Source organism: Burkholderia stagnalis (assembly GCF_902830275.1).
GTDB classification, from domain to species: domain Bacteria; phylum Pseudomonadota; class Gammaproteobacteria; order Burkholderiales; family Burkholderiaceae; genus Burkholderia; species Burkholderia stagnalis.
Genome location: NZ_CADESW010000001.1, coordinates 545201 through 565915, shown reverse-complemented (window position 1 = coordinate 565915; position 20715 = coordinate 545201). Strand labels below are relative to the sequence as shown.

Here is a 20715-nt window from a genome sequence, read left to right as displayed (position 1 = left end):
CGCATTCCGAAAACAGGTTGCGATTCGATCGCAGACAGGACACGAGATGAAATCCACTGAAACGCAACAGACCGGCGCGACCGAGACCGTCGTGCTCGACCCCCCGCACGGGGACATCGACAGCGTGTATGCATCGCTGTGCAGCAAGATCAACCTGAAGCCCGTCAGCGAGGCGCGTCCGCTCGAGGCGTTCCGCGACAACGACATGCTGTCGGAGGTTTCCGCCGACGAGCGGATCGCGCGCGGGATGGGCGCATTCCTCGAGCTCGTCGCCGGCGCAAGCCAGCCGGTCGACCGGCTCGACAAGTCGTTGCTCGACTTCCATATCGGCCAGATCGACCGGCAGATCGGCCGCCAGCTCGACGCCGTGATGCACACGCCGGAGTTCCAAACGCTCGAAGCGCGTTGGCGCGGCCTGAAGATGCTGGTAAGCCGCACCGATTTCCGCAAGAACGCGAAGATCGAGGTGCTGGATGTGTCGAAGGATGCGCTGCAGCGCGACTTCGAGGACACGCCGGAGCTGATCCAGAGCGGGTTGTACCGCCTGACGTACATCGAGGAGTACGACACGCCGGGCGGTCAGCCGATCAGCGCGATGATCAGCGATTTTGAATTCAACAACTCGCCGATGGATGTGGCGCTGCTGCGCAATGTCTCGAAGGTCGCCGCTGCCGCACACATGCCGTTCATCGGCTCGGTGGGCCCGGCGTTCTTCGGCAAGCAGTCGATGGAAGAGGTCGCCGCGATTCAGGACATCGGCAATTACTTCGATCGCGCCGAGTACATCAAGTGGAAGAGCTTCCGCGATACCGACGATGCGCGTTACGTGGGCCTGACGATGCCGCGCGTGCTCGGCCGCCTGCCTTACGGCAAGGACACGGCGCCGGTGCGGGCGTTCAACTACGAGGAAGCCGTCAAGGGCCCCGATCACGACAAGTACTTGTGGATGAATGCGTCGTTCGCATTCGCGGCGAACATGGTGCGCAGCTTCGTGAGCAACGGCTGGTGCGTGCAGATTCGCGGGCCGCAGGCGGGCGGCAAGGTCGAGGACCTGCCGGTTCACCTGTATGACCTCGGCACCGGCTATCAGCCGAAGATCCCGACCGAAGTCCTGATCCCGGAAACGCGCGAGTTCGAGTTCGCGAATCTGGGCTTCATCCCGCTGTCGTTCTACAAGAACCACGACTTCGCATGCTTCTTCTCGGCGAACTCGTCGCAGAAGCCTGCGCTGTACGAGACCAAGGAAGCGACTGCGAACAGCCGCATCAACGCGCGCCTGCCGTACATCTTCCTGCTGTCGCGCATCGCGCACTACCTGAAGCTGATTCAGCGGGAAAACATCGGCACGACCAAGGACCGTCGTCTGCTCGAGCTCGAGCTGAACAACTGGATCAAGGGGCTCGTGACCGAGATGAAGGATCCGGGCGACGAGTTGCAGGCGTCGCATCCGCTGCGCGAGGCCAAGGTGACCGTCGAGGACATCGAGGACAACCCGGGCTTCTTCCGCATCAAGCTGTTCATCGTGCCGCACTTCCAGGTGGAAGGGATGGATATCGGGCTGTCGCTCGTTTCGCAGATGCCGAAGGCGAAGAGCTGATTTGCGGTTTCCCGCATGAGCCGCCGGGGCGACGATGGTCGCCCCGGCGGTACATTGCGCTCGCGCACCAGAGAGGATTTCATGTCGATGATATTGCCGTCGCAGGCTTATGAATTGAAACTGGCGCCCCACCCGGCGCCGTTCTCGATCCTGAGTTTTACCGGGCTCGATCAGGTCAGCCAGCTGTACAGGTACGAGATCGAATTCACAAGCCCGGTGGCCGGCATTCCGATGGATCAGGTGCTTGGGCGGCCGGCTAAATTCATCGCCGATCCGATTGATCCGAACATGGACTATCTGAGGAAGATGTTCGGGGCGAACGCGGCGCAGTTCAGCAAGAAGCCGCCCGCGTATACGGTTCACGGAATCATCACGAAGTTCGACGAGTTCGAAACGTCGGCTGACGAGACGCGCTATCGGGTTGTGCTGGAGCCGACGCTGGTGGATCTCGATCGCGGTGTGACCAGCCGGTTGTTTCAGAAGCAGTCAGTTGAGGAGATCGTTACCGATACGCTGAGGCACTTCGGCTACCGCGCGGGCGTCGACTTCGTGTTTCAGTTGCGCGGGGAGTACAAGCGGCGCGAGTACGTGACGCAGTATCACGAGACGACGTTTGCGTTCATCCGGCGCATTTGCGCGGAAGAGGGGATCTGGTTTCGCTGGGAGCAGAAGAAGGATCGCGCGGTGGTCGTGTTCGGTGATGATCTGGATGCCTATGCGCGCAAGCAGCGCGCGGTTCCGCATCGCCGTGATTCGGGGCTCGAGAGTGTTGGGGCGGATGCGATCAAGACACTTCGGCGGGAAACGCAGCGTGTGCCGGAGTCGGTGCGGCTGCATGACTATAACCATCGGCAGGCAGGTGTTTCGCTACTGGTCGAGGAAAACGCTGCCCGCGACGACAAGACGACCAACGCTGTCGATTACCGATGGGGTGAGCATTACGAGACGCCGGAAGAGGGCGGGCGTGTTGCACGTTTGAGGCATGAGGCGCATTTGGCGAGCCAGATAACGTACAAAGGCACCGGCAACCCGTTCTGGCTCGAAGCCGGGGAGGTGATGCGGGTCGAGCCGAAGCCGGCCGACGCGAAGCATGGGATTTTCATTACGTCGGTGGAGTCGAAGGGCGGGCGTAGCGATTCATATTGGGTTTCGTTCGAGGGGATTCCATCCGATCGCGTGTGGCGCACGCAGATGGCGTCGATTCGGCGTCCGGCGATCGATGGCATTTTGCCGGCGCGGATCACGTCGCCCGGCGATTACAAGTATGCGTATCTGACCGAACAGGGCTGGTATGTGATCAAGCTGCCGTTCGACCTGGACGAGTGGAGTCCCGGCGGCACCAGCAGGCCGGTGCGGTTCGCGAAACCGTATAGCGGCGACAACTACGGTCACCACTTCCCGCTGATCGACGGCGCGGAGGTAGCGCTTATCCATACGGGGGGTGATCCGAATCGACCGGTGATCATCGGGGCCATGCACGACAGCTCGCATCCCGATCTCGTCAACAACCTCAATCACACTCGCAATCTCATCCGCACTGCTGGGCAGAACGAAATGCGGATGGAAGACAAGGAGGGTGTCGAGCATATTCACCTGACTACGCCGCATCAAGTCAGCGAGCTCAATCTCGGGCACATGGTCGACGGCGATCGCAAGGAGCGCGGGCACGGCGCGGAATTGCGCACAGACGGGCCGGCGGCTGTTCGGGGAGCAAAGGGGGTACTGGTCACCGCCGAAGGACAACCAGGTGCCGCGGGCCAGCAACTCGCCATGCAGGATGCCGACATGACGCTCGAGCAGGCTGAACAAATCCTGCATGCACTCAATGACTCGGCGAAGGCTGCGAACGCGCTTCAGGCTGACATCGATCAACAGCGGGCGCTGATCCAGCAAAAGCTCAAGCGGCTCCAGAAGCCCGTTATCGTCGCGACTGCGCCCGATGGCGTCGGGTTCGCGAGTGGCCAGCAGATGCAGTTTGCCGCCCGCAGACAGATGTTCATTACGGCTGGCGATGGACTCGACATCGGTGTCATGAAGCGCATCGCGGTCGCGGCCGGCGACGCGATTTCGTTTTTTGCGGCGCGACTTGGGATCCGGATATTCGCCGCGAAGGGTAAGGTTCAAGTCCAGGCGCAATCCGACGTGATGGAACTGATGTCAATGCAGAACATGACAGTCAGTTCTTCCGATAGCGAAGTAATTATCACGGGCCGCAAAGGCGTCACGATCGGCGACGGGGCCGGCGCCTACATCAAGCTCTCGGGCGGCAAGATCGTTCTCGGCAGTCCCGCCGGAGAAATCGAGTTCAAGGGCAATCTGAAAGTCGACGATCCGGACGGCGGCAGCTTCAAATTCCCGACATGGTCCAAGGCGCCGCTCGACGACGTGAAGGGCGCAGTGACCTTCGGATTCTCTGAATAGAGCTCAACCATGACAAGCCAACCTTCTTCGCGGCAAGCGCCTGCGCCGGCCCTGGCCAAGCTGAAGCCACTGCCTTTCGCGTTTCCGTTCCTTCGAAAGAGGCAGGGCCAGTCCGAGGCCTCCGCGCAGTTCACCGACGAGCACGAGATTTACCGGTTGCTGGCCAAACGCGAGCCTTCGGGCTCATATCTCGTCAGCCGAAAGGGAATGTGGCACGGCGGAATCCATGTCACGGAAGCCGGCGCGGGGCAGTCGCTGGATCTCGAAGCTGGACTGCGCTGCATCGCCGACGGCGTGGTGATTGCGTTTCGCGCCAACAAGACATACCCGATTAGCGAGATCGCTGCGACCGATGGCGGATCACCGATTCAGGCGCCGTATAGCACGGGCTTCGCGCTGGTGCGGCACACGATGGAGTTCCCGCGAGGCACGAAGCTGACCTTCTACAGCCTATACATGCACCTGATGTCCTGGGAGGACTACGCGAACTTCCCGCAGCGGAAGAAGCCGTCGTACTGGTCTCGGGAATGGCGCGTAACGCAGCATGCGCAGGATAAGCCCTCACCGGGTCGCAACGGGCAGATCCCCGATCCGTCGCAGCAGGGGCTGAGGGTCCGCAAGACTCCCAATGGTGCGCCCATCGGCATCCTGCCGCAGGGTGCGAGCATCCGAATCGGCAAGAGGAAAAAAGTACGCGGACGGGAATGGGGCGAGGTTACGGACCTGCTCGGCGCTTCGATGTACCCGCCTGTAACCGGCGGATACGTAGATCCGTCCTCCGACGTCGGCCGTTGGGTTTATCTGGGGCAAGAAAACGGCGGGCCGATGGTCGAGGAGGTCTTCCCGGACTCGATGTTCGACGGGGTAATCGTAACGACGGACCAGACGCTCTTCCCGAGCAACTCGCAAGGAGATGGAGGCGGTATCCCGATCAAGTCCGGCGACTTGATCGGCCACCTCGGCCGCTATGACTCGCTGGACCAACGCACGTCCGGAACCCGGATGGCGCATATCGAGGTGTTTTGCGACGACGGCATCGAGTCGTTTATCGAGCAGGGGCGCGAATGGGTCGGTCAACACGGTCCGCACAAGGAGGACTGGGCGGCACTGGGCCTGCCATCCGAGTCGACGATCCTGCGGGTCGCGCCGGGCACGGTGCTGTATCAACGCACCCAGAATAATGAGTTCGTTCCGGGTACTGACCCACAGTCGAGAAAGACGGACGCCGTTCAGGTGTATTCGCTCGCCGAACTGGCGCGTGACCCGAATCGGCGGATTCCCGAGCCGCGCCCCAATCCCGATCCGGGATACCCGGTGAGCTGGTGGCACGTCGACGGCGTGAATGCACAAGGTCAACTGATCGACGGCTGGGTGTGCGATTTCAACTTCGCTGGGGGGCGGGTGACGCGAGAATTCGCGCAGAAGTGGATCGACTTCGAGTGCCTGGCGGATGACCATGATCCGGCACATACGATCTTTGCGACAACCCAGAAGTGGGGGGATTATGCGAGGGGCGCTGATATTGCTGACCTTGCTGCGCGTTCGAATCTCAGCCCGTTGATGCTCAAAGTGTATGACGCCCTGTTCACGACAGGTGATGGCGCGCAGGCGGCTGTTGAATTATGCACGTTGTCGCAGACTGAGCGAGGAGGCTATCCCTGGCTCATGCAGGCTGCCTCACGCCTGATTGTGAAGCACGAGAGCGAGTGGGCGAATCCGTCGAAATGGAATCAATTGATCGTCGAACTGGAAAAGAAAACGGAGCCAAACCCGCAGCATGGGGAAGAGCGGAAGCGGATCGAGATGCTGGCGTGGTGGGATGAGGTGAAGGCTGGTGTGCCGGGTTTTCCGGGGCCGGAGGTTTTTCATTTCGATCCTATCGGCGTGGTATCAAATTTTTTACAAATTTTGTGTATTCCGCTTCAGAAGGCGAAGGAGTTGGCCTTAACCATTACGTCCGGTTTCGAAGGAGCCACCGCTATGGACTTCGGGGCAGTCGCAGACAACGGGGATGGACAGGGAATGTCCTTTGGAGTAATTCAATGGGCTGCGGGGCAAGGTACGCTTGGCCCTTTGCTTGAACGCATGAGAAGCGCAGATCTGACCACATTTCAAGAGGCTTTCGACGAAAGTTCGAATTATAGGGTATTGGAATATGCGATTTCTGGAGGGGATCAACAGACGCTAGTTGATTGGGCGCTTAATCAGCAAGCCCACAACCCATCATGGAAAAGGCCATTCAAAAAATTGGGTGAGGTTCAGACCTTTCAGCAAATACAGATTGACGAAGCGACCAGAGGCTATCATTCGGGAGTGATGCAATGTGTACAGTTCCTTCGCACAATCTCTCCTGACCTGATAGCCAAGGTCGAATTGGCTACATACTGCGCTTTCTTCGACCTCGCTGTACAACAGGGTAGCCTTAAGAAAGCGGCGCAGCAGATCCAGAAGAGAGTTTCTGAAGATCACCCGGATTCACAGGGAGCATTGATAAAGATTGCCGTCGAAGAGCGAGCCAAGACAGCTGCCCGGGCTTGGGTTGCTGATTGCTTTAGCCGGCGCATCGGCATTCTTCAGCAGAATACATATACGTATTCTGCATACGGTCGCACGAGCAGTCGTGCAAATTCAAATTTCCACCTGATCTCAAAGGATGCGTCAGCCTATGTATGCGGCATATAAATGGCTATTCTTCGCATTAGTTGCGACATGGTCGCATTTCGCGCTCGCAAAATACATGGGTGGTTCAGCGAATTTGTCGGGCAATTGTGATAGTCAGAACGAGTGTGTAGTCAATTTAGGCGCACCATGGTCTCGGTGGCGAGGGCTGTGCAATTCATCTGATTTTTCAGCGCTGTGGAGCAAGGGCGGGGAGCGGTATCTGATTCAGTGTAGAAGTGGAGATACATCGGAAGACAGCGTGGTATGGGTGATTGATGCGAAAACTGGCTTTTTTGGAAAATTGTACTTTGGTCGATTTTTTAAAAAAGGTGCCCTCGCGGTGGGGCCGAATATTGAAATTAAAGATAAATTTCAGTTGCGTACTCTTTGTGAGTCTGTGGAGATTAAGAGAATGAAGGAAAGTGACTTCGTTTTGCTTGATAAGAGGCCAATGGATGAGGGTGCATACTGTTACGCTCCGGTATATTTAACTCTTCGTTTCGATAAATTAATTGTCGAAACTAATGATGGACCATTCAAGAATGATGATGTCGACCACGCCGTGCATGAAGTGTCGATCCAAGAGAAGAGGCGTCTGAAATATCTGTTGGATGCGATTCGTAATTGGCATTCCGAGCCATAGGGTCTCACATGGAGTTGGAGGAAATAAAAAAATGGAAACCCCGGGGGTCAGGGCTGGTATGGCCTTCCTGCCAAGAAGTCGGTCAGGCCGTTTGTGGAAAATGGGTGGAAGATGCTGATCAATTTCAAAATATAAAACATCGTGAGTTTTTTTATATATTGTGGCGATTTGATCTATCGCTGTATTGATTGGTTTTTCTGACACTGCTGCTGCTAATGGTAGTGGGTAAATTGTAACTGGATATTATGAAGGTGGCGCTGTGCCGGGGAGTTTGCATTCAAGAGCAGTTCAAAATCTTGTTGATGCATATTGGAGTAATGACTTTAAGGATTGGGGTGCCTTGTTTTATAGAAAGTGTTGCGATGAGATGGTATCGAGTAAGCTCGGGGGTGAATCCCGGATCGGGTTCTTGATGAAGAAATTTTGATTGTCGACCATTGGTTTTGAAAATTCAAATGAATGAGTGTTGGTTGTGATTGGGGTGGTGATTAAGAGTTGGTTTCTTGTAGTGATCATCTCTATAAGTGGCTCCGTATGTGCGAAGAGTACGTGTGCTGATCTTCAAGGTGGGCAAAGTCATCCGCCATTGAATACAAAGAGTGGAACGGTTTGCTTCATTCGGGAATCGATATTGGATGATAAGACCGGAGTGCCGATCGGTCTTGATGGAATTTCTTTGTATTATGTTGCGGATGGAAGTGTTCCGGTGAAAGCGGAAGGGCGAGGGCTGCTTTATGATGATACGCCGGGTGAAATCATGGATGCCTTTTCATTGATGGTTGGCCGCGATCGCCACGAAAAAGTCTTTGTAATCCATTCGTTCGAGGTGAGAAATTCTCTCGTTGAGCCAAATTCGTCAGGTAAATTTTACTCGGTTTCTGTTTTTGAACCCATTGGAAATATCTTGCGTCAGGACGGGCGTTCTACCGATTGGTTTGGGGTCGGTTACGGGTGGTTATCGAATGGGCGGAAGATAGTTTGGAAATACCCTTACCAGTCGAGAAAGGATGTTCGGCAGGCGATAGATTCCCCTTTTGCTTTGTTGATGAATAGTTTTAACAGTATTTCTGTCAGGGTGAGGTCAAAAACTTATCTATTTGATGAATCTAGTATTAGAGGAAGGACGAGAAAATACTTGATCGAAGGGGATCGGGCGATGGTTGGAGAGGTTACGGCTGGATGGTGCAAAATTAATTACTCCGGAGGCGCAAAGCCCATAGAGATGTGGTTGATGTGCAGTGCGCTTGATGTTGAGGAGAAAGTAAGGAGGATGAATTAGTATTTTTTGTGTACGACATTATCAGAGGGTATCCGATCGCTGATCGTAAAGAGTGGAGTGCTCTTCTAACTGCCAACGATTCGACGTAGCTTAAAAGATTGCCTTGATGTGGAGATTTGGAGGGTGAAGGTCAAATCGCTATTTTGGTTCGCGCTTATATTGGCGGCGCTAGTGTCCACATCTGCATTTGCAAGAGGTCGATCTTTTCCTGGTGATTTGTCATTCGGAAGGGGCGTGTTTCTGATGTAGCACAGATTGTAAGCGGCGGTCAAAATGAGTATGACGATCGACGTGGTCGCTATAGTAAAGTCGCGCCTCTCTTGGGTATTTTGGCGGAGTAGTTATGAATGTTTATCGAGCAGTCGCAGTTGCAATTCTTAGCCTTGCACCGATGGTGGCAGCGCACGCCGAAGGAATGTGCACTGAAAAAGAGGTGGTAATCTTCAATTGCGAACTCGAAAAAACCATCGCGTCACTTTGTCAATCGACGGAAAGTGGGACTTTGACCTATCGCAATGGGAATGGCGGAAAGATAGGTTTGCAGATTTCTGATAGCAAAAGAATAAAGAAGGTATTCTATTTTTCCAATATCCCATATGCGGGCGGTGGGGAGGCCCATATAGGATTTTCTCGGTTGGGCTACACGTATTATTTGTATGATAAGACGATTAGATCTGACGAGGGGTCAACGTTTTCCGCTGGCATTGTAGTGTACAGAGGGGAAAAAAAGATCTCCAATATTTCGTGCAATAACAATGCGTCGATACGCGAAAGAGCCTATCAAGAAATTGCTAGGGAAAAGTATCGATCAATTGATGCGCGCTAAGATGTTGTAGGGCTGAAAATGATTCATAGATCCATATTTTTTCTCCTGGCAGTACTGTCTGCCTGCGTTCAGGCCCAGATAAGTGTGTCGGGGGAATCAAGCGTTTTAGAGTATACCAATCGCGGACACAACAACTATCGATCGCTTCGCTTTAAGCGGCCAGATGGCACGATGTTTCCCCCTTTCGATGGCGGATTGAGATTTTACGGCACCGGCACGAACAGTCTGTCTCCGGACAAACAGTACTCGATCGTGAATTTTTCTGCAGAAGGAGATCTCACTGATTCCAGCGGTGTGTCGGTGCATTCCGAGTATCTGTGTGCCTTCGTACGTATGAAGGACGGTTGCGTTGTGCATGTGGCGCAAGATGCAGTATGTGGTGGAGAGTGGCGCCCGCCTCACCAGTGGTCCGACAACATTGAGCCGATTTTCGATAATCCACCTAATGCAGCCGACATCTATGCCGCTTATTCATCGAAACGCAAAAATCGGATACCAAACTTCACATCCACCAATCCTATTATATCTGGCGGAAGGTGCCACATTTGACAATCTGCTTGCGTGCGATCCACCAAGTGCAGGTAACAGAAGTGCTTATTCGAAAATACTTGTCAAATTACAGAGGGATGGAGACACCGAAAATGCCGCCAAGCTGAAGAAGATCCTGACTAGCGACTAGAGTGGCACATCTATCCACGTAGCGCCGGTTGAGTCGGGTGTCTGGGGGGGCATGCCGTGATTTCAAAGAAGGCATATCTATATGAAATTCCAGAGAAATCGTCAGTTGCTAGAGCCTGCCTTTGGAAGAAATAGATCTTGGTGATTTTCCTGATTAATTGTTCAAGTATTTGGCGTCGGCTCTTTAACTAAACCTTTTTACGTTCAAGTGACGACGAAGGTGCATTCAAGACGCTTGGTAGAAACTTGATGCAACAAACCCCTTTAACGTAGACAAGCAATGAAAAATCTCGCATATGAAGGCGACGCAACAAGCCACGGCGGCAAGATCCTGACCGGCTCGGATCGCATCAAGGCAAAGGGTCGCCGGGCCGCACGCGTCGGCGACAAGGTCTCGTGTCCGATCCACGGCGACAACGAGATCGTCGAAGGCAGCGACAGGATGAAGGATGGCACCACGCCGCTCTCTTGCGACGGCGATCACACACGGTGTGGGGCGGTCCTCATTGCCTCGTCCAGCGGAGCACAGGTTCGGTAAGCGATGCCTGTCGATTTCAATCGCGTGCCGCCTCGGGTGGAGGTGCCGCCACCGCCTCAGGTGTCGATGATCGTCTGGACGGTCCTGCTGGTACTCGTAACGGGCGCGGGGGCAGGTCTGACGATCATGCTCTGGCCAACGGGGCACCCGACGAACGCCCTGTGGTTCTGGCTCTGCGTCGCAGGTTACCCGTTCATGGCATGGACACTTCTGCTGTGCTCCTGGCTCGGTTATGGCTATGCGCGTCGTAATCAGGCGATTGCGACTAACTGCGTCAGCGACGAGGCAGAGCAGGCGTGTCATGCAATGGCGAGCAGACCGCTGGCGATTTTGGGCCATGCCTGGTGCTTCGCTGCGAATGATTCGGAAAACTCGCTCGAAGGAATACTGAAAGGAACCGAACTGGCCAGACTGCGGCCGAGCGGCGCAGTCGCGGATAGCGAAGTCAATGCGCGTTGGCTCGACATCCCCGAGATGCGCTTTCATCCGGGTAACGAACTCGCCGAACATGCCCGCCATCATGCCGTGTATACGTGGCTGCTCGAACGCTTGATCGACCGTCTCCTGCCGCAGCTCAATACTCTTCCGCCGCGAACGACGCTTCAGGTCGAGCTTCATCATCGGTCGAGGCTGAAATCCGAGGCTGTCGAGACCCGGCTACGGGACGTGCTTGCTCAACGAGTGCCGGTGTTGAAGGCGAACGTCGTGCCGGGTGAGCACACGATTCCGCTCTTTCGAACGGACGCGTGGCTCGACAATCGAGACGTCGATACGGTCCACCTGCTAGTCGCCGTTGAGCTTCGGGATGCAATCAGCGCCGTCCTGTCTGATGGCGTTGCAGAGGCGGGTGTCGCCCTGCTCGTTGGGAGCCCGCGCCTTACATCACCGGCCATGCCCGGTGGGCTACGGCTGCATCGTCCTGCCAAAGGCACGCTCGATGCTGCTGCCCGGACGATCGAGCTTGCCGCTCGTTGGGGACAATCCTCGTGCGACCGTCTGCGCACGGTGTGGGCGCATGGCTTGACCAGTGACAGCGTGAGCACAGTTCGGCAAGTTGCTTCATTTCCTGACGAGACGCGATGGATCGCGCTCGAAACGTCAGTGGGCGACTGTTCGGGCACTGGGCCGTGGTTGGCTGTGGCCCTTGCCGCAGAAAGTGCCCGGGCAACGGGCGACCCGCAAATAGTCCTGTGTGGCGAAGGTAACGAACTGATCGCCCTCGTGTGCAGAAAACAGACATGAACGACAACAAGAACGACAACAAGACTAGACCGGCCGGCCTCTTCATTGGCGTCGCGGCCGTCATCGTCTTCCTTGCACTCGGTATCGCGGTATGGGTGGAGGGGCCTCGTTACGAGTGGTCTCGCGACACCCGGATCATCATCGAGCTTTCCCTGTTTTCGGCCTTGCTGGTAGTGCTCTTGCTGGTGAAGCACTTCGAGCTCGTGCTGCTTTGGATTGCCTCGCTGAGAGCTTCCCGTTGGTTTGCCAGTTACGATGCCGGCAAGCGCGCCGCGTCCAATCTGGATGAACCGGCGGGACAGGTTGATCACGCCACGGCGCTGCGCAACGTCCTGCGTGATCGCCATGGCTGGCGCTGGCGCTATCGCGAGCGATGGGTGCTGATCGCCAGCGACGAACCGCTCGTCAAACGTCTGGCGCCCGGCCTCGCCGACGCCGGCTACGCGATTACCGGCGACGCGGTTCTCCTGCATGCGAAGCAAACGAGCAGCACACTCGATACGGAATGGCTCGATCAGATCCGGCGTCTGCGCCGCCGCCGCCCGATCGACGCGATCGTAGCAGTGACGCGCAATCGTAGTTCGGGCAAACCATCGTTTGATTCCGACGGTCTCGCGGAAAGGCTCGCCCGTCACGCGCGCGCGCTGCGTTGGGCTGCGCCTGCCTATCTGCTCAATGTGACGGATTTCGGCGGCGAATCCTCGGGTGCGGACGAAGCCACCGGTTTCACCTGGTCGAACGTGCAGGTGAACGCAGACGACATCGACAAGTCGCTGCAAGCGCTCTCTGGCAACCTCGCCGACGCGGGCGTCGTACGCCTCGTCAACAATGCTCGTGACCGCTATCCCGCCGAACTGTCGCAGCATATTGCGAATCTCCGCGGCGCGCTTTCGGATCTCGTGCTGCAAACCACCCAGTCCCGCATCTGGAAACACGCGGTCCACGGTCTCCTGTTCGCCCCTTTGTTCAAGGAGCGGGAATTGGCGCCGCCTTCGTCCGGCGAGACGAGCGACGACGATACGCCTCTCGCCCCTCAACACCGCACGATCTGGCAAACCGTCGCCGAGCACAGCCGCAAGGTTCACGGGCGCCGCATTGGCTTTTCACTGTCGACCACGGCCGCATGGGCAACCACCGCCCTGATCGGCTGCTGGATGGCCGGCACGATGCTGTCTGGATTCGTGAACCGCGGAACGATCGAAAGCGCGGCTGACACGGTCGCAACACTATTCGCCGTGCAGGACCGCACGCAAGCGATGCAAGCGCTCGACGGCCTCGACCGGCAGATCGACACGCTGGAAATCCACCGGCGCGACGGCGCACCGTGGGCGTCACGTTTCGGCCTGAACCGCGATGACGCTCTGCTCGACGCGCTATGGCCTGGCTATGCCATAGCCGCGAAACGCATCCTCATTACGCCAATCCGCGAAAAGCTCGAACAACGCCTGCATCAGCTCGCGTCGCTGTCGGACGCCGAAATCGCCAGTGGCGGCAACGCGCAGGTACAGGCCGCCTACGACACGCTCAAGGCCTACATGATGCTCGCGAAGCCCGAGCGCGCCGTGGCCGCCTTCCTGATGCCGCAGTTCGCGGCGACGGCCACGCCTGCGCGTTCGACCAACTCACCTTTGTCGTCAGGCGCTTGGGACGACCTTCGCCAGCACACGATCGCATTCTTCGCAAACCATCTGGCCCAAGGTAAGTTGCCCGCAATTACCCCGGATCTCGGACTCGTTGCATCAACGCGCCAGACGGTCATCGGTGTGCGCGGCATCCAGAACTCGACCGACGCGGTTTACCAGCAAATCCTCGACGAAGCGACGCCGAAGTATCCGCCCGTGTCGCTCGCCACCCTGCTGGGCGATACGACCAGCCGAGGCCTGTTCACAACGACGGTGACCGTTCCGGGTGTTTTCACGCGCGCAGCATGGGACGAACGGATCTCGAAGGCGATCGATGAAGCGAGCGGACAGCACAGCGTGGCCGCCGACTGGGTGCTGTCAGATGCGAAAACCGGCAATCAGGCGCCGTCGACGCTAAAGGCTGAACTTCGTCAACGCTACTTCGACGATTACGCGCGAGCCTGGGCGCAGTTCCTCAATAGCTTGCGCTGGCAACAGGCGCCCACGCTATCGGCCACGGCCGATCAGTTGACGCTGCTGGGCGACTCTCAACGCTCTCCGCTTGTCGCGCTGATGAACGTGATCGCTTACCAGGCCGGAACGGGCACCACCGCGCAGTCTTTGTCGGACACCCTGATCAGCAAGGCGCAACAGCTCGTCGGCGCCGACGAGAAGGATCCGTCGAAGCAGGCTCAGCGGCAGCTTGTGCCGCTGGCGGCCGCCTTCGGCCCAATCCTGCGCTTGATCGGCAGCGACGTGGCTTCCAGCATGCCTGCCACCGGCAAGGCCGCTGCGCAGTTCGCCGCGACAGGCGACCTGAGTCTCGCACGCTACCTCGAGCGGGTCACAGCCATGCGTCTCAAGGCGTCGCAGATCGTCTCCAATGCCGATCCGGATGCGATGGCGCGACTGGCCGCACAGTCGGTGCTGCAGGGCAAGACGTCCGATATCGCCGACAGCCGTGACTATGCGAGCCGCCTGGCCGCGAGCCTCGGCGAGCAATGGTCGGGCTTCGGCGAGTTGTTCCGCGCGCCGTTCGATCAAGCTTGGCAGGTTGTCGTGCGACCGGCCGCATCGAGCCTGAACGAAATCTGGCGCACCGCGATCGCGGCCGACTGGAACAGGACGTTCGCCGGCCGGTATCCGTTTGCTGACTCCGACAACGACGCATCGCTGCCCGAAATGGCGCGCTTCATGCAGCCTGACAATGGCGTGATCACGCAATTCGTGACGACCCAGCTCGCCGGCGTCATCGAACGGCAAGGCGATCGATGGGTCGTCGCGCAGGGCGCCAACCAAGGCGCGCTGACGATCGATCCGGCCTTCCTGAATGGACTGAACAAGCTTACGCGCATCTCGACCGTGCTGTTCCCGGCCGGCGACGCGCGCGTGCGTTACGAGTTGCAGGCCGTGCAGACACCGGGCGTCACCGACATGAAATTCGTGCTGTCCGGACGCGAACTGCACTATTTCAACCAGAAGCAGGCGTGGGTGCCGTTCGAGTGGCCGGGCCAGTCGCTCGAAAACTTGTCGCATATCGAGTGGCGGACGGAGCAAGGTGGCCTGCGTACCGCGCTCGATTCGCAGGGCCGGTTCGGACTGATCCGGCTGCTGGAGCGCGCGAAGGTGTCGCAGCAGGATAACGCCCGCTATCTGCTGACCTGGACGCCGGACACGAGTCAGGGGATTCCACTCAAGGTCCAACTGCGCAGCGAAGCGGGGGGCGGCCCTCTCGACGTGCTCCAGTTGCGCAACTTTGCGCTGCCTGCGCAGGTGTTCGTGACGGCTGCGGCAAACGGTGGTCCCAAGGTATCGGCGATCAATCCGCCGCCGCTGCCGCCATCGGCGATCGCGTCGGCACAACATGCAGCGGTGCCGTTGCCGTCGGGCCTTCCTGACGGACTGGCGGTATCGGACAACGTGCGGTCGGCTGCCGCGGCAAAGACAACCGATCAACCAACCGTGCGCGGTATTGCTGCGGATGCTCCGTCATTCATGAAGGCGCAGCCAAGAGCAACTTCAGCGATGACGACAATATCTGCGTCGGCAGAGCCCTTGTCCACGCCGTTCGGACACGCGTTGCGGTTGTCTGGCGACGTATTCGTCTATTGAGGCTTCCCATGACGCTTGCAAATTTCGTTAAAACGCTCGTTGGCGGGAATCGCGATGATTCGCTCGGACAACCACGGTTCGACGCGTGGGATGCGTGGCTGCAACCACTCGCGGGCGACTCCGGCGTCGGTCGCGACCCCGGCTACGAGGACGCGTTCTTCGAGCTGCGGGATGAAACGCAAAAGCTCTCCGGCATCGATGACGGACTGATCGTCCGATCCTGCGAGCAACTGATGAAGGAAACCGGAAAGGATCTGCGACTGGCCGGCTACTTTGCATTCGCCCGGCTGCGGCAGGATGGTCCGGCCGGCTTCGCGGATGCACTCGAACTGGCGGCCGCGCTCGTCGACCGATTCGGCGAGGCCGTACTGCCCGTGCGTGCTGAAGCGAAGAAGGGCGCGATCGAGATGCTGGCGACGGCGCGCATGCTCGATCTGCTCGACAGCCGCGGGGCATTCGCGCCGGCCGATCTCGAGCGGGCGCTCGCCGCGCTTGATGTGCTGTCGGCCGGCACGGCAGCCTGGCCTGAAGCTGCGCGCCCGAACCTGCAGCCACTCGTCTCACGGTTCGAGCACAACGACGAATCCTCACGCAACACGGCTTCCGAGCCGCTGACGTCGTCTACTGCAACACCGCACCACGTTTCGTCGAGCACAATCGCGTCCACACGCGACCTGCTCGATCAGGCGCGCAGGATGGCGGTGTGGTTACGCGATCAGGAGAACGGCTATCTGCCCTCGGTTCGACTCGTGCGCAGCATCCGCTGGGACACGCTGCACGAGGTTCCGCCGGCGGATGTCGCGTCCCGTACGCGTCTGGTGCCGCCGCGTAGCGAGCTGCGCCAGCAGATGAAGCGACTCGTGCTGCAGAAGCAGTGGCATGAACTGCTCGAACGCGTCGAAGGCGCATTCATGGAGGGCGTGAATCACCTCTGGTTCGACCTGCAGTACTTCCAGCACATCGCGCTCGACCACGTCGGCGCGCCGTACAACACATGGCGCGAGCTGCTGCGCGCGGATTTCGCGCTGTTCCTCGAACGGTTGCCGGGTATCGAGCGGCTGGCATTCAATGACGGCACGCCGTTCGCCGACGATACAACGCTCGAATGGATCGCGCGGCATGCTGTCGTGCGAGACCTGGAAGCCGGCGAGGCCGTTGCGCCTCTGCCGGTATCGGCCGGCGGCGAAGGCGATGCAGCCTGCGATTGGCCGGAAATCGAGGCGCAGGCGCGCGAGCTGGCTGCGCGCGATGGCATCGAGGCTGCTTTCGGGTGGCTTGAAGTGCTGCCGGGCATGAGGACCGATCGTCATCTCTATCTGCAACGGCTCGTGATGGCGCGCCTCGCCGACCATGCCGACCGTCCGGATACGGCGCTCGCGCTGCTTGCCGAGCTCGATGGGGCATCCCGATCGCTGCCGCTGATGCGCTGGGAGCCGGCGCTGGTGTTCGAGGTCAAGCACCAGCTTGTCCGGGCGTTGAAAGCAACGATCAACCGAAAGGACGCCGACAAACCGGCGCTTGCACGCCGCATCGGTGAATTGCAGGCGGAAATGACCGTGCTCGATCCGGCACGCGCGCTGACTCTTTCGTAACGGTATCCCATGGAACACAACGATCCCATCCTGCGCTACTACGAAGCGGAAATGCGCTATTTGCGCGAGTCCGGCAAGGAATTCGCGAAAGCACACCCCGACCGGGCGCGCTTGCTCAATCTCGACCGCGTCGGCGATCGCGATCCCTACGTGGAGCGGCTATTCGAAGGTTTTGCGTTCCTGACTGGCCGACTCCGGCAGAAGCTCGACGACGAACTGCCGGAGCTCACAGAGGGCCTCGTGAGCCTTTTGTGGCCGCACTATCTTCGAATGATTCCGTCGCTGTCGATCGTCGAGCTGATTCCGCCCGCGGAAAAACTGCAGAAGACCGAAATAGTGCCGGCCGGTGTGCCCATACGTTCGACGCCGATCAACGTGCCATCTCCGACGAGCGCCGAAGGCACGACGCCGCGGGCGATCCAGTGCCAGTACCGAACCACGCAAGCCGTCGCATTGCAACCGATCGTGATCACCCATGCCGGGCCGACCGTGCGCCACGACGGCCGCTCGGTCATCCGGCTCGGTTTCGCGCTTGAAGGATCGGCACTTCGCAAGGAAACGGACCTGTCGCGGCTGCGCGTGCACCTGAGCGCGGATCTGCCGACTGCGTTCGCCATGCACCTCGCGCTCACGCGGCAGGTCGACGCGATCCACTGGCGCATTCCGGAAGTCCGCGATGGTGAAGCGGTGCCGCTTGCCGGCGTCGCGATCGAACCGGCCGGCTTCTCGACCGAAGAGCGGTTGTGGCCGAAGGCCGATGCCGCATTCTCGGGTTATCAGCTGCTGCTCGAGTACTTCACGTTCCGCGAGAAATTCCTGTTCGTCGACCTGTGCGGTCTGGACATCACGAAATTGCCAGAAAGCTCGACCCGCTTCGAACTGGAGATCGTGCTGAAGCAGGCCTGGCCATCCGATCAACGTTTCAGTGCGGAGAACGTGCGGCTGTTCTGCAGCCCCGTGATCAACCTGTTCGAACTGGATGCCGAACCGATCGAGATCGATCATCACGAAACCGAGTATCGCGTGGTGCCGGCCGGTCATCAGGGCGAGCATGTCGAAACCTACTCTGTCGACGCGATCGCAACGTTCGACCACGACACGGCCGAGCGGTATGAATACGTGCCGTTCGCGGCGTTCCGGCATCGCGGCGGCATGTTGCGGCACGAAGCGCCGGAGCGCTATTTCCATACGCGCGTGCGGCCGGGCGTGTCCGGACTGCACGAAACGTGGGTGGTCCTCGGTGGTCACGCGTGGGAATCCATGGATACGCTGCCAGAGGAAAGCCTGTCGCTGCGCGTGACGGGCACCAACGGGATGTTGCCGCGCAAGGGATTGCGCGAGGCGAGTCTCGATGAAATTGCGGTCAGCACGCAGAACGTCGCCGGCGTGCGCAATCTCGTCTCGCCGACACTGCCGCTGTATCCGCCGACGGAAGACCGTTTCCAGTGGCGTGTGTTGTCGCACCTGGCGCCGAATTTCCTGTCGATGATGAACGCGGAAGTGCTGCGTGGCGCGTTGGCGCTCTATGACTGGACGAATGATGAGCTGAACCGTCGGCGTCTCGCCGGATTGCTTCGGGTATCGCAGGCACTGATCGAAGAAGTGTCGGGCGGCTCGGTCGAGCGGGGCGTGCTGATCGAGGTCACGCTCGACAGTCATGCGTTCGCGGGCGAGGGCGACGTGATGCTGTTCGGCGAACTGCTGCATCGCTTTTTCGCGCTGTACGCCGAAATCAACCTGTTCACGAAGTTCGCGGTCGTCATTCTGCCGACGCAGGCACGGATCGAATGGCCGCGCAGCAAGGCGCAGCGGGATCCGCTGTGAGGCCGCTCGAACTGTCGCATCTCGATCCGCTGGTGGCGTCGCTGCTGGCGCGTGCGCCGCGCATGAACTTCATGCAGCTATGCCGGCTGCTCGAGGTTCGCGTGTCCGATCGGCCGGTGTTCGGCACGCAGAACACCGTCGAGCGCGAACCAGTGCGCTTCCGGCCGCGGCCGCGCCTGGGCTTTCCGGCAAGCGAGGTTGCGTCGGTCGAATTCGACGACGAATGGCCCGATGCTCGGCCGACCGTGCGCACGACCTTCATGGGGCTGTACGGTGTCGACGCGGCGATGCCGTCGCACATGATCGACGAGATCGTGCAGCGCGAGGAAGGGCACGAGGCCGTCGAAGCGTTTCTCGATCAATTCAATCATCGGTTCGTCACACTGCTGTACCGCGTGTGGAAGAAGTACCGCTACCCCGAGAGCTTCCGGTCAGGCGGTACCGATGCGCACTCGCGCTGCCTGCTGTCTCTGGCCGGGTTCGGTTGGGGCGACAAGCCGATGCGGGCCGGTCTGCCTGATTCGCGGATGCTGGCGCTGCTTGGGCTATTGATCCAGCGGACCCGTACGCCGGAAGGGTTGGCAGGCGTGGTGGCGCTGGCTGTTCCGCGCGTCGGCGTTCGGGTCGACGAGTTCTGGCCGGTCGTGACGTCGACGGGGCGGCAACGACCGCTCGAGTCAGTCGCCAGCATCGTGGCGGCGAAGGAGGATGGCGAGCGCAAGGGGCTAGGCGGCGGCTACGTGCTGGGCAAACGGATGACATACCGGAGCCGGGCGGTTCGCGTGACGCTGCAGCCCGCAGATGCGCAACAGGCCCGGGGCCTGTTGCCGGGTGCATTGCTGCATCGCGAGCTGATGGCCTTCATGCAGCTCTATGTAGGTGTCAAGGCCGACGTGCATCTGCGGATGGAGGTGTCTTCGCGACATGCGCCATTGCCAGTAATCGGCCCGACGCATGACGGCTCGGCGCCACGCCTCGGCTGGACCACCGTGTTGCCCGCCGATGAAGAGCGTCTGATCAATATTGCGCTTGGGATCTATCGGGCATTTCCTGTATCCGTACCGAATCCACATCTGACTCAACATGCCTGACCAGGGGAACACACATGACTATCCGTTTCGCTGTTTCATCCATCTCAGCCGTCATGCTGCTGTCTGCCTGCGGCGCGTGGCAATCCGTTTCGGATACGACGGCGAGCGCTTATCGCGCCGTGTTCTTCAAGCAGGTGAAGGTGCTGAACGTCGATCTTGCGGCTCGCGCCGCATTGAATCCGGACGACGCAGGGCGGGCGACTTCCGTTGCCGTACGCGTCTATCAACTGAAGGATCGCAAGATGTTCGACGGGACGTCGTATGACGATCTGCTCAAAAACGACAGAACCGTGCTTGCGCAGGATCTGCTGGCGGATATCTCGACGGTCGTGAACCCAGGCGCTTCGGCGAGCCTGGCCCAGCCGATGCAACCGGAGACGAAATATGTCGCGATCGTTGCGTTCTATCGCAGCCCCACGCGTGATGACGTGTGGAAGCGTGTGATTGAAAAGAAAAGGCTGGATGCAGACAAACCGCTTCGGCTGGAATTGGTCGAGAACGAGGTGCTGTCGAGCGGCGATGTGCCGGGATTGAAGGGCGCCCGTTGAGCGGGCGCCGCAGCCTCCGGCTACAAAGTGCGGCTGCTGGA

Annotated in this window: 13 protein-coding genes; all 13 read left to right on the top strand. The window is 59.1% G+C overall.

Features of this window, described 5'->3' with window-relative positions; genetic code table 11:
• The first annotated feature begins 46 nt into the window (after nucleotides 1–46).
• The 13 genes from tssC to tssJ all read left to right on the top strand — a co-directional run bounded on the left by tssC (nucleotide 47) and on the right by tssJ (nucleotide 20674).
• On the top strand, nucleotides 47–1597 hold the full coding sequence (tssC, locus tag HWY45_RS02465) for a type VI secretion system contractile sheath large subunit (protein WP_059884411.1): 1551 nt from the start codon (nucleotides 47–49) through the stop codon (nucleotides 1595–1597).
• Nucleotides 1598–1678: 81 nt separating this feature from the next.
• Nucleotides 1679–4018: a type VI secretion system Vgr family protein gene (locus tag HWY45_RS02460; protein ID WP_059884410.1), complete on the top strand. Its 2340-nt coding sequence runs from the start codon at nucleotides 1679–1681 to the stop codon at nucleotides 4016–4018.
• A gap of 9 nt (nucleotides 4019–4027) precedes the next feature.
• Nucleotides 4028–6700, top strand: a complete 2673-nt coding sequence (locus HWY45_RS02455; RefSeq protein WP_230946913.1) for a glycoside hydrolase family 19 protein — start codon at nucleotides 4028–4030, stop codon at nucleotides 6698–6700.
• Complete coding sequence (locus HWY45_RS02450; RefSeq protein WP_150998590.1) at nucleotides 6684–7322, top strand: hypothetical protein; 639 nt, start codon at nucleotides 6684–6686, stop codon at nucleotides 7320–7322. Before HWY45_RS02455 ends, HWY45_RS02450 begins: the two co-directional genes overlap by 17 nt.
• Nucleotides 7323–7953: 631 nt before the next feature.
• Complete coding sequence (locus tag HWY45_RS02445; RefSeq protein ID WP_150998587.1) at nucleotides 7954–8601, top strand: hypothetical protein; 648 nt, start codon at nucleotides 7954–7956, stop codon at nucleotides 8599–8601.
• A gap of 343 nt (nucleotides 8602–8944) precedes the next feature.
• Entirely contained in the window at nucleotides 8945–9427 is a 483-nt protein-coding gene (locus tag HWY45_RS02440; protein WP_150998584.1) for a hypothetical protein, read from the top strand.
• 958 nt (nucleotides 9428–10385) lie between these two features.
• On the top strand, nucleotides 10386–10643 hold the full coding sequence (locus HWY45_RS02435) for a PAAR domain-containing protein (RefSeq protein ID WP_059884409.1): 258 nt from the start codon (nucleotides 10386–10388) through the stop codon (nucleotides 10641–10643).
• 3 nt (nucleotides 10644–10646) lie between these two features.
• Nucleotides 10647–11885 (top strand): hypothetical protein, encoded by a 1239-nt coding sequence (locus HWY45_RS02430; protein ID WP_059884408.1) that lies wholly within the window; start codon nucleotides 10647–10649, stop codon nucleotides 11883–11885.
• Nucleotides 11882–15619, top strand: a complete 3738-nt coding sequence (locus tag HWY45_RS02425) for an ImcF-related family protein (protein WP_059884407.1) — start codon at nucleotides 11882–11884, stop codon at nucleotides 15617–15619. The genes HWY45_RS02430 and HWY45_RS02425 overlap by 4 nt, the downstream gene beginning before the upstream one ends.
• Nucleotides 15620–15627: 8 nt before the next feature.
• Nucleotides 15628–17211, top strand: coding sequence for a type VI secretion system protein TssA (gene tssA, locus HWY45_RS02420; RefSeq protein ID WP_059884406.1), 1584 nt, complete (start codon nucleotides 15628–15630; stop codon nucleotides 17209–17211).
• Nucleotides 17212–17220: 9 nt separating this feature from the next.
• On the top strand, nucleotides 17221–19035 hold the full coding sequence (tssF, locus tag HWY45_RS02415) for a type VI secretion system baseplate subunit TssF (RefSeq protein WP_059884405.1): 1815 nt from the start codon (nucleotides 17221–17223) through the stop codon (nucleotides 19033–19035).
• The gene (gene tssG, locus HWY45_RS02410) at nucleotides 18999–20126 is read left to right on the top strand and encodes a type VI secretion system baseplate subunit TssG (RefSeq protein ID WP_059884404.1); all 1128 of its coding nucleotides are present in this window, start codon (nucleotides 18999–19001) and stop codon (nucleotides 20124–20126) included. Before tssF ends, tssG begins: the two co-directional genes overlap by 37 nt.
• A gap of 14 nt (nucleotides 20127–20140) precedes the next feature.
• A complete protein-coding gene (gene tssJ, locus HWY45_RS02405) occupies nucleotides 20141–20674 on the top strand; it encodes a type VI secretion system lipoprotein TssJ (protein WP_059884403.1) in 534 nt (177 codons plus the stop codon).
• Nucleotides 20675–20715 lie beyond the last annotated feature (41 nt).

What these genes read in the sequence shown, in the direction of transcription:
- tssC (WP_059884411.1), top strand. Translation starts at nt 47, where the DNA reads ATGAAATCCACTGAAACGCAACAGACCGGCGCGACCGAGACCGTCGTG.
- tssF (WP_059884405.1), top strand. Translation starts at nt 17,221, where the DNA reads ATGGAACACAACGATCCCATCCTGCGCTACTACGAAGCGGAAATGCGC.
- HWY45_RS02435 (WP_059884409.1), top strand. Translation starts at nt 10,386, where the DNA reads ATGAAAAATCTCGCATATGAAGGCGACGCAACAAGCCACGGCGGCAAG.
- tssG (WP_059884404.1), top strand. Translation starts at nt 18,999, where the DNA reads ATGGCCGCGCAGCAAGGCGCAGCGGGATCCGCTGTGAGGCCGCTCGAA.
- HWY45_RS02430 (WP_059884408.1), top strand. Translation starts at nt 10,647, where the DNA reads ATGCCTGTCGATTTCAATCGCGTGCCGCCTCGGGTGGAGGTGCCGCCA.
- HWY45_RS02440 (WP_150998584.1), top strand. Translation starts at nt 8,945, where the DNA reads ATGAATGTTTATCGAGCAGTCGCAGTTGCAATTCTTAGCCTTGCACCG.
- HWY45_RS02450 (WP_150998590.1), top strand. Translation starts at nt 6,684, where the DNA reads ATGTATGCGGCATATAAATGGCTATTCTTCGCATTAGTTGCGACATGG.
- HWY45_RS02460 (WP_059884410.1), top strand. Translation starts at nt 1,679, where the DNA reads ATGTCGATGATATTGCCGTCGCAGGCTTATGAATTGAAACTGGCGCCC.
- HWY45_RS02455 (WP_230946913.1), top strand. Translation starts at nt 4,028, where the DNA reads ATGACAAGCCAACCTTCTTCGCGGCAAGCGCCTGCGCCGGCCCTGGCC.
- tssA (WP_059884406.1), top strand. Translation starts at nt 15,628, where the DNA reads ATGACGCTTGCAAATTTCGTTAAAACGCTCGTTGGCGGGAATCGCGAT.
- tssJ (WP_059884403.1), top strand. Translation starts at nt 20,141, where the DNA reads ATGACTATCCGTTTCGCTGTTTCATCCATCTCAGCCGTCATGCTGCTG.
- HWY45_RS02425 (WP_059884407.1), top strand. Translation starts at nt 11,882, where the DNA reads ATGAACGACAACAAGAACGACAACAAGACTAGACCGGCCGGCCTCTTC.